Annotated in this window: 5 protein-coding genes; 4 read left to right on the top strand and 1 reads right to left on the bottom strand. The window is 70.6% G+C overall.

Translation table 11 applies throughout. From position 1 onward, the window contains the following. On the bottom strand, positions 1-484 hold a 484-nt coding region (locus tag C5F48_RS19840), incomplete at its 3' end, for a LysR family transcriptional regulator (RefSeq protein ID WP_258186540.1). Positions 485-572: 88 nt separating this feature from the next. Between C5F48_RS19840 and C5F48_RS19835 the strand changes: the two genes are divergently transcribed. From C5F48_RS19835 to C5F48_RS19820, 4 genes are all read left to right on the top strand, one after another. Further along, positions 573-1589, top strand: coding sequence for an NADP-dependent oxidoreductase (locus tag C5F48_RS19835; RefSeq protein WP_107665533.1), 1017 nt, complete (start codon positions 573-575; stop codon positions 1587-1589). A gap of 98 nt (positions 1590-1687) precedes the next feature. Continuing rightward, positions 1688-2122, top strand: coding sequence for an EF-hand domain-containing protein (locus C5F48_RS19830; RefSeq protein ID WP_107665532.1), 435 nt, complete (start codon positions 1688-1690; stop codon positions 2120-2122). Between the two features lie 466 nt (positions 2123-2588). Then, a complete protein-coding gene (locus C5F48_RS19825; protein WP_107665531.1) occupies positions 2589-6875 on the top strand; it encodes an autotransporter outer membrane beta-barrel domain-containing protein in 4287 nt (1428 codons plus the stop codon). Beyond that, a partial coding sequence (locus C5F48_RS19820; protein ID WP_146170660.1) for a glycosyltransferase family 2 protein occupies positions 6875-8546 on the top strand: 1672 nt, incomplete at its 3' end. The genes C5F48_RS19825 and C5F48_RS19820, both read left to right, overlap by 1 nt.

The following is an 8546-nucleotide window of genomic DNA, read 5'->3' as shown; positions in this document are numbered from 1 at the left end:
TGCGCGACAGCAGCCGCGAGTCCGCCAGATCGCCGATGCGCACCGCCACGTCGACGCCCTCGGCGACCAGATCGACGAGACTGTCGCTCAGCCGCAGATCGACCGTCACCTTCGGGTGGCGCCTGCGGAACGCCGGGAGGGCAGGGGCGATCAGGTGGATGCCCAGCGGCAGCGAGGCGGCGATGCGCAGGGGCCCCGAAGGCTCCGCCCGCGCCGCCATCGCCATTTGCTCGATCTCCTCGGCGGCGCGCAGCAGGGCCAGCGCGCGCTCGTGCAGCGCCCGACCCTCCGGCGTCAGCACCAGCGAGCGCGTGGTCCGGGTGAAGAGCGACAGGCCCAGCTGCCGCTCCAACCGCTGCACGCTCTTGCTCACCGCCGAGGGCGAGATCGACAGCGACCGCGCCGCGGCGGTGTAGCTGCCGAGCGCCCCCGCCCGGGCGAAGGCGATGAGGCCGGTGAGCCGCTCCAATCCGATCTGTTCCATCATGGCATGAGTAAAGCGACTTTGGACCGGATTATCAACTCCGGAAAGCGGCGTTACCTCCATGGCAGCAAGACGATGGAGAAACACGATGACCGACCAGATGAAGGCGATCCGCCTGCACCGCTTCGGCGGCCCCGAGGTGCTGCGCTACGAGGATGCGCCGATCCCGGCGCTCCGCCCCGGCGAGCTGCGCATCCGGGTGCGGGCGGTGGGGCTCAACCCGCCCGACTGGTACCTGCGCGAGGGCTACCGGATGCTGCCGCCAGAGTGGCAGCCGCAGGTGAGCTTTCCGGTGATCCCGGGCACCGATGTCTCGGGCGCCGTCGAGGCGGTGGCCGAAGACGTCGCGGGCTTCGCCGTCGGCGACGAGGTCTTCGCCATGGTCCGCTTCCCCGAGGGGCTGGCCGGCGAGAGCCGCGGCTATGCCGAATATGTCACCGCCCCGGCCTCCGACGTCGCCCGCAAGCCGGCGGGCCTCGACCACCTTCAGGCCGCCACCGCGCCGATGTCGCTGCTGACCGCCTGGCAGTTCATGGTCGATCTCGGGCACGACCAGCCAAACCCGCTCCAGCCGGAGCAGCATGTGCCCGTGCCGCTGGCGGGCAAGACGGTGGTCGTCAACGGCGCTGCCGGCGGGGTCGGGCATTTCGCGGTGCAGATCGCGCGGATGCAGGGCGCGCGGGTGATCGCCGTCGCCTCGGGCCGCCATGCCGCGCTGCTGCGGGATCTCGGCGCGGAGGAGGTCATCGACTACACCGCCACCGCGCCGGAGGAGATGATCCGCGACGCCGATCTGGTGATCGACGCGGTGGGCGGCGCCGGCTCCGGCCGCTTCCTGCGCACGATCCGGCCGGGCGGCGCGCTGTTCCCGATCTTTCCCTTGGGCTTCGCCGGCGCCGAGGAGGCGAAGGCGCGCGGGGTGACGGTCTCTTCGACGCAGGTCCGCTCGAACGGCGCGCAGCTGGAAGAGCTGGGCCGGCTGCTCGCGGAGGGCGCGATCCGGGTGGTGATCGACAGCCGCTTCCCGCTGGCCGAGGCGCAGAGGGCGCATGAACGCGCGGCGGAGGGGCATGTCCAGGGCAAGATCGTGCTGACGGTCGGATGAGGCCCGGCCCTTAGCCCCGGGTGCGCGGCGGATCCGGCGTGCGCCGGAAACCGCCGCGCCCGGCGTTGTATCACCGGAGCGCAAGGAGGCTCCTGGTGATGATGAAACGAGTGATGATTGCTCTTGGTTTGATCGCCTGCGCCGCGCAGGCCACGGCGCAGGGCCGCCAGCCGGGGGTGCTGTTCTTCGAGCAATGGGATGCGGACGGCAACGGCAGCGTCTCGCGGTCCGAGGCGCATGCACGGCGGGCCGACATGTTCGCGATGTTCGACCAGAGTGGCGATGGCCGGCTGTCCGCCGAGGAACTCGCCGGCGCGGCCGATTATCGGCAGCAGATGGCGGAGGCGGGCTTCGGCCCGGCGGGCGGCGGGCGCGGAACCGGCGCGAGGGCCGCGATGCCGCTGTTCCTCGACGCCGACGGCGACGGGTTCCTGTCCGCGGCGGAGTTCGAAAGCGGCGAGGCGCGCTGGTTCACCCGGCGGGACCGCAGCGGCGACGGCGTCATCGCGCCCGACGACTTCGGAAGGCGCTAAGGCGCCGGGGCCGGAGGATCGCCTCTTCGGCCCTGCAAGGCCGGTGGCCCCGCGCAGGGCTGCCGGCGCGAGAAGCATCCCCTCAGGCCGCTGGCGCGCGCTTTGGCCCTGCCGGCCGGGCCGGTGGCCGATGCGCGGGGGCAGGCCGGGCGGGCTGGAAAGCGCCGAAGTCACATCGACAAGGTAACTCTCCGTAACGTAGAGAAACAGTATATTTAAAATAATGGATTAGCCGGTTTCCCCGGTCAGAAATCTTCCCGCAGTGATCATTTTTGCACCACCCTGACGGGATTGTTTCGGGCGGAATCTCCCGGACGTTGACCCAGAGGCGCCCTCTCATGTCAGGTATCTCACGCTTCGGGACGCGTTGCGCGGCCGGGCCGGGGGATCGGGTAAGAGGACTGCTTGCATGACTGTTAAGGTGCCACCGGCGCGCGCGTTCCTGCGTTCGCCGAACGGAGAACGCTTGGCTCATATCGCGCTGCTGCTGGGGACGACCATGCTGGTGTCGCATCCGGCGCAGGCCCAGGCGGGATGCACGACGGAGGCCACCGTCCAGACCTGCAGCGGCGATCAGAGCGGGGGCGTCACCGCCGCCGCGCCGACCGAGACACTCGTGGTCGGGGAGCTGACCGCAGGGATCGCCCCGGGCGCGGGTACAGTCGGGATCCTCTACGAGACCGATACCGGCGCCACGCTGCTCGGCGACACCGGCGGTTTCGCGATCACCACCACGGGCGCCGATGGCATCCGCGTCGGCAGCACCGGCGGTGATGTCTACATCAGCCACAAGGGCGATGTCGACGCCAGCGGCGGCCGCGGCGTCTTCGCCTTCGCCGACAACGGCGCGGCGGTGATCGAGGGGCAGGGCGACATCACCTCCAGCCTCGACGCGATTTCGGCCAATCCGCGGGCCGGGGGCGCGGCGCTGAACTGGTCGGGCGCCATCACCTCGACCGAGGGGCGGGGCATCGCGCTGCTCGCCGACAATGGCGGCGCTTCGGCGGAAGGCGACGGGACCATCACCGCCGCGCAGGACGCGGTGACCATCGATGCGCGCGGCGACGGCGGCAACAGCAGCTTCAAGTGGGACGGCGACATCACCTCCTCGGCGGGTCGCGGCGTCACCGTCAGCGCCGACAATGGCGGCTCCTCGATCGAGGGCGCGGGCAGGATCACGGCGGAGCTCGACGCCGTGACGGTCTCGTCGAACGGTTCCGGGGCGGATGCCTCGTTCAACTGGACCGGCGACATCGGTTCGACCAGCGGCACGGCGGTCACCGTCGAGTCCACCGACGGCGGCGCTTCGGTCACCGGCGGCGGCGCGGTCTCCGGCGGGCTCAGCGGTTTCACCATCGACGCGCGCGGCTCCGGCGAGAACGCCAACCTCAGCTGGGACGGCGTGATCACCGCTGGCGAGGGCCACGGGATCTCGGTCTATTCTGCCAATGGCGGCGCGGATGCCGCGGGCGAAGGCGCCATCTCGGCGGGCGGTTTCGGCGTCCTCATCGAGACGGACGCCAACGGTCGCGACGCCTCGCTCGACTGGACGGGCGACATCACCTCGACCGAGAGCTTCGGCGCAAGGGTCGAGACCGCGGATGGCGCGGCCACGATGAAGGGCAGCGGCACGATCGCCGCGGCCTTCGACGGGCTCTTCGCCGCCTCCATCGGCGGCAATGCCCAGGTGATCTGGGACGGCGGCGTCACCGCCACGGCGGGCTATGGCATCGCCGCGACCTCCAACAGCGGCGGCGCGACCGTCAGGGGCACGGGCGCCGTCAGCGCCGGGCTCGACGCGATCACCGCCACCACCGATGCGGGCAGCAGCGCCACGGTCAGCTGGACGGGCGACGTCAGCTCGGCCGAGGGCAGCGGCATCCTGGTGTCTTCCGCCTCGGGCGCCAGCAGCGTCACCGGGTCGCGCGTCGTCACGGCGGCGATCGACGGCATCAACGTGTCGAACACCAGCACGCAGGCGGCGAGCCTGAGCTGGAACGGCGACATCACCGGCGGCAGCGGCGAGGGCGTCCAGCTCTATTCGGCGGGCGGCGCGGTGACGGCCAGTGGCAAGGGTGCGGTCAGCGGCGGGGCCGAGGCCTTCCATCTCGAGACCGACGGCGACCAGACCGCCGCGCTGGGCTGGACCGGCGACATCACCTCGACCGGCAGCAACGGGGTGCATATCACCTCGGCGCTCGGGGCGGTTTCCTCCCAGACCAAGGGCGCGCTCGACGCCGCAGGCGGTGGGATCTACGCGCTGAGCGGCTCGGGCGACTCCGGCCGCAGCGTCACCGTCTCGCATGAGGGCAGCCTCGTTGCGGGCGGCGTCGGCGTCGAGGCGCGCAGCCCGGTCGCCCCGGTGGATGTGAAGGTCACCGGCGACATGCAGACCGGCTCCTACGGCATCTATACCGAGAGCCGCGGCGACGCCTCGGTCTCGGTCCAGCAGATCGGCAGCCTGACAGCCGGGAACGGCGGGGTCTACGCCTACAGCTCCAACGGTGCGGTCAGCGCCAAGCAGGCGGGCGAGCTCTTCGCCTATGGCACGGGCATCGCCGCAGTGAACGAGGGCGGGAACACCGTCTTCGTCGAGAAGATCGGCAACCTTGAAGCGGTCGGCGACGGCATCACCGCCGGCTCGGCCCAAGGCAATGTGGCCGTGCGGATGACCGGCGGCGACATCACCGCCGGCGGCAGCGGCATCGTCGCGGGCAACGAGGGCGACAACAGCGTCACCGTCGAGATGACCGGCAACGTGACCGCCGTAAAAGACGGCGTGATGACGAGTTCGGCAAATGGCGGGGTCTATGCCGAGGTCGTCGGGACTGTGGTCGCCGGCGGAACCGGCGTGTCGGCGGTGAACGACGGCGACGGCGAGGTCGGCGTCAGCCAGACCGGCGACGTGTTCGCGGGCGGCGACGGGCTGGTCGCGGGATCGGCCACCGGCAACGCCACGGTGACCCTGAGCTCCGGCGTGGTCACCGCCAAGACCAACGGCATCCGGCTGTTCGGCTTCGGCAATCTCTCGGCCAATGTCGAGGCGGGGACCAGCGTGACCGGCGGGGCCGGCGCGGCGGGGCTGTTCCTCGACGGCGGGCTGGTGAACACCGTCACCAACCATGGCGTGATCGGCAACTCCGGCGGCTTCGACGAATACGCGATCCTTTCGGAGGCGAATGACACGCTGGTCGAGAATTTCGGCACGATCAGCGGCAATATCCTGCTCGGCCCCTGGGCCAATGATTTCAACAACTACGAGGGCGGGCTGGTCGAAACCGGGTCGGTGCTGAATGTCGGCGCGGGCAATACCGTGACCAACGCCGGCACCATCGCGCCCGGCGGCGATGGCGCGGTGACCACCACCACGCTCACCGGCAATCTGGAGACCACCGCGACCAGCAGGCTGGCCTTCGACGTCGACATGGCGGCGGGCACAGCGGACCGGATCGCCGTCTCCGGCACGGCTGCGGTGACGGGGGATCTGGTGCTGTCCTTCACCACGGTCAGCGCGACGCCGCTCAGCTACGAGTTCATCACGGCGGGCGAGGGCGTCACCGTCCAGAGCCTCGACCTCTACCACAACGCCTTCTTCACCAGCACGGTCGAGACCGCGCTGGATGGCGGCTCGGTCCGGCTCAACCTCTCGGGGCTTGACCTGGCGCCCGAGGGCGTCGACACGCGCGGCAGCCGGATCGGCAATTACTTCAACCGCGCCTTCGCCGCGGGCGGCGAGGGCGTCGGCGGCTTCGGCGCGCTGATCGTCAACGCGGGCAGCGTCGAGGGTGCGGAGCCGATCTACGACACGCTGCGGCCGTCGGTCTGGCTCGACGCCTTCACAGCCACCTATCTGCAGTCATACAGCTTCGCCGACGGCATGATGAGCTGCCCGGTCGCCTCGGGCCTCGCCGCGCCGATCCGTGAGGGCAGCTGCGAGTGGACCCGGTTCGACTACACCGGCATCAGCCGCGACTCCTCCGGGGCTGGCAAGGCCGAGACCGACGCCTTCGCGATGAGCATCGGCCGGCAGCGCGCCATCGGCGAGGGCGACTGGCGCGTCGGCGCGGCGCTGGGGGTCTCGTTCAACGACACCCGCAATGGCAATGGCGACAGCGCCGACAGCAACCGCCTGCATGCCGGCGTCTCGGTCAAATATGCGCCCGGGCCGTTCCAACTCGCCGCGGCGCTGACCGGCAGCTGGGGCGACGTGTCCTCGACGCGGCAGGTCGATCTGGCCGGCGAGATCCAGAGCCTGACCGGCGAGACCATGGTCGGCACCTACAATCTCAAGCTGCGCGGCGCCTATCAGCTGGGCAGCGACAGCCTCTACCTGATGCCGCAGCTCGATCTCAACTCGACCTACGTCACCTCGAAGGGCTTCTCCGAGAACGGCGGCAGCGCGGCGCTGGACATCGGCGGGATGGACGAGACCATCTTCAGCCTCAACCCCGCGGTCGAGATCGGCGCCAACCGGCGCTACGAGGATGGCGGCGTGCTGCGCGCCTTCGCCAAGATCGGCGCCACCTTCTATTCCGAGAGCGGCGTCGACCTGACCAGCACGCTGGCCAGCGACCAGACCGGGGTCGATGGCTTCAGCCTCGGCGCGGGCGGCGACGATCAGGTGTGGAACCTCGCGGCGGGGATCACCACCCACAAGCTCTCCGGCTGGTCGACCGAGGCGCGGGTGAACATGACCCTCGGCGGCGCAACCAACGACCAGCAGGCCAGCATCAAAGTGCGCAAGACTTTCTGATGCTCTCCTGGTCGCATGTGGAGCCCGCCGCCGGCCCCGGGCCGGCCGCGCCCGACCGCAGCCCACTGCCGGAGGCGCGCGCCGCCAAGCCGGCGCTGCGGCGCGCCCCCGGCACACGGGAGCTCTGGCTGGTGTGGCTGCTGGTGGCGCTGTCCACCGTGTTGTTCTGCGTCTTCGTCGGCCTCGCCTTCGACGCGCTGCGGCGGCATGGCTGGTCGATGCTGCCCTTCGCGCTGATGATCGGCGGGCTGTTCTACTGCGCGCTGGCCTATCAGGTGATCCGGCTCGGCGCGGCGGTGCGGCGGGCGCGGCCTGCGGCCGCGGCGATGCCGCCCGAGGCGCTGATGGGCGCGACCGCGCCTTCGGTCACCGTGCTGATCCCCTCCTATCAGGAAAGCCGCCGGGTGCTGATCGAGACGGTGCTGTCCGCCGCGCTCGCCACCTGGCGCAACAAGCGGATCGTCGTCCTGGTCGACGACCCGCCGAACCGGCCCGGCCCGCTGGCCGAAAGCCTGGGCGCCATCGCCGATGTCCGCGCCTGGGTCGCTGAGGCCGAGGCGATCCGCGCCGCCGCCCTCGCCGGCCCCGCGACGGCCACGGCCTATGCCGGCGCGCATGACCGGCTCGCCGCCTGGCTGCACGATGTCGCGCGCAGGCTCGAGGCCGAGGCAGATCCCGCCTTCGCCCATGTCGACGGCTTCGTCATCGACCGCATCGTGCTGGCGCTGGCCGCACGCCACCGGGCCGAGGCCTGGCGGCTGCGCAGCGAGCCGGGGATCGACCTCGACCAGGCGCGCGACCGGCTCGCCGCCACGGTCTCGGGCGAGATCGTCAGCTTCCAGCGCAAGCGCTTCGCCAACCTGTCGCATGCCGCGAACAAGGCGATGAACCTCAACGCCTATCTCGGGCTGATGGGCGGCGACTGGCGCATCGCCGACGCCGCCGACGGCGCGCATCTCCAGCCCGCCGGCGACGGTCCCGCCGAACTGTCGGTGCCGATGACCGATTACGTGCTGACCCTCGACGCCGACAGCGTCATCGTCTCCGACTACATCCTGACCCTCGTCGGCATCCTCGAGGCGGCGCCGGGCGCCGCCGTGGCGCAGACGCCCTATCTCACCTTCCCCAACGGCGTCACCCCGGTGGAACGCATCGCCGGCGCCACCACAGACATCCAATACCTGATCCACCAGGGCTCCAGCCATTACGGCGCGGCCTATTGGGTCGGCGCCAATGCGATCATCCGCCGCCGGGCGCTGGAGGACATCCGCCTCACCCGGCTGGAGAACGGCCACGAGATCGCGGTCTTCGTGCAGGACAAGACGGTGATCGAGGATACCGGGTCGACGATCGACCTGCAGGACAAGGGCTGGCACGTCCACAACCATTTCGAGCCCTTGGCCTACAGCGCCACCCCGGCCGATTTCGGCGCGCTGGCGATCCAGCGCAAACGCTGGGCCAATGGCGGGCTGATCCTGTTCTTCGACCTGCTCGCCAGCCAGAGACGGCAGGGCCGGCTGTGGCGCGGGCTGCCGCAGCTCTTCGTGCGTTCGCACTACCTGCTGTCGCCGCTGATCGGCAATGTCGGCATCCTCGCGCTGATGCTGCTCTCGGCCGAGGAGCCGCATGCGATGTTCTGGGCCCCGCTGTTCATGGCGCCCTATTTCCTGC

The organism is Cereibacter changlensis JA139, assembly GCF_003034985.1.
Classification (GTDB): domain Bacteria; phylum Pseudomonadota; class Alphaproteobacteria; order Rhodobacterales; family Rhodobacteraceae; genus Cereibacter; species Cereibacter changlensis.
This window is presented reverse-complemented; position numbering and strand designations above follow the sequence as displayed.

Bases quoted from the DNA above. Each gene is read 5' to 3' on its own strand.
- C5F48_RS19830 (WP_107665532.1), top strand. From the start codon at position 1,688: ATGATGAAACGAGTGATGATTGCTCTTGGTTTGATCGCCTGCGCCGCG.
- C5F48_RS19835 (WP_107665533.1), top strand. From the start codon at position 573: ATGACCGACCAGATGAAGGCGATCCGCCTGCACCGCTTCGGCGGCCCC.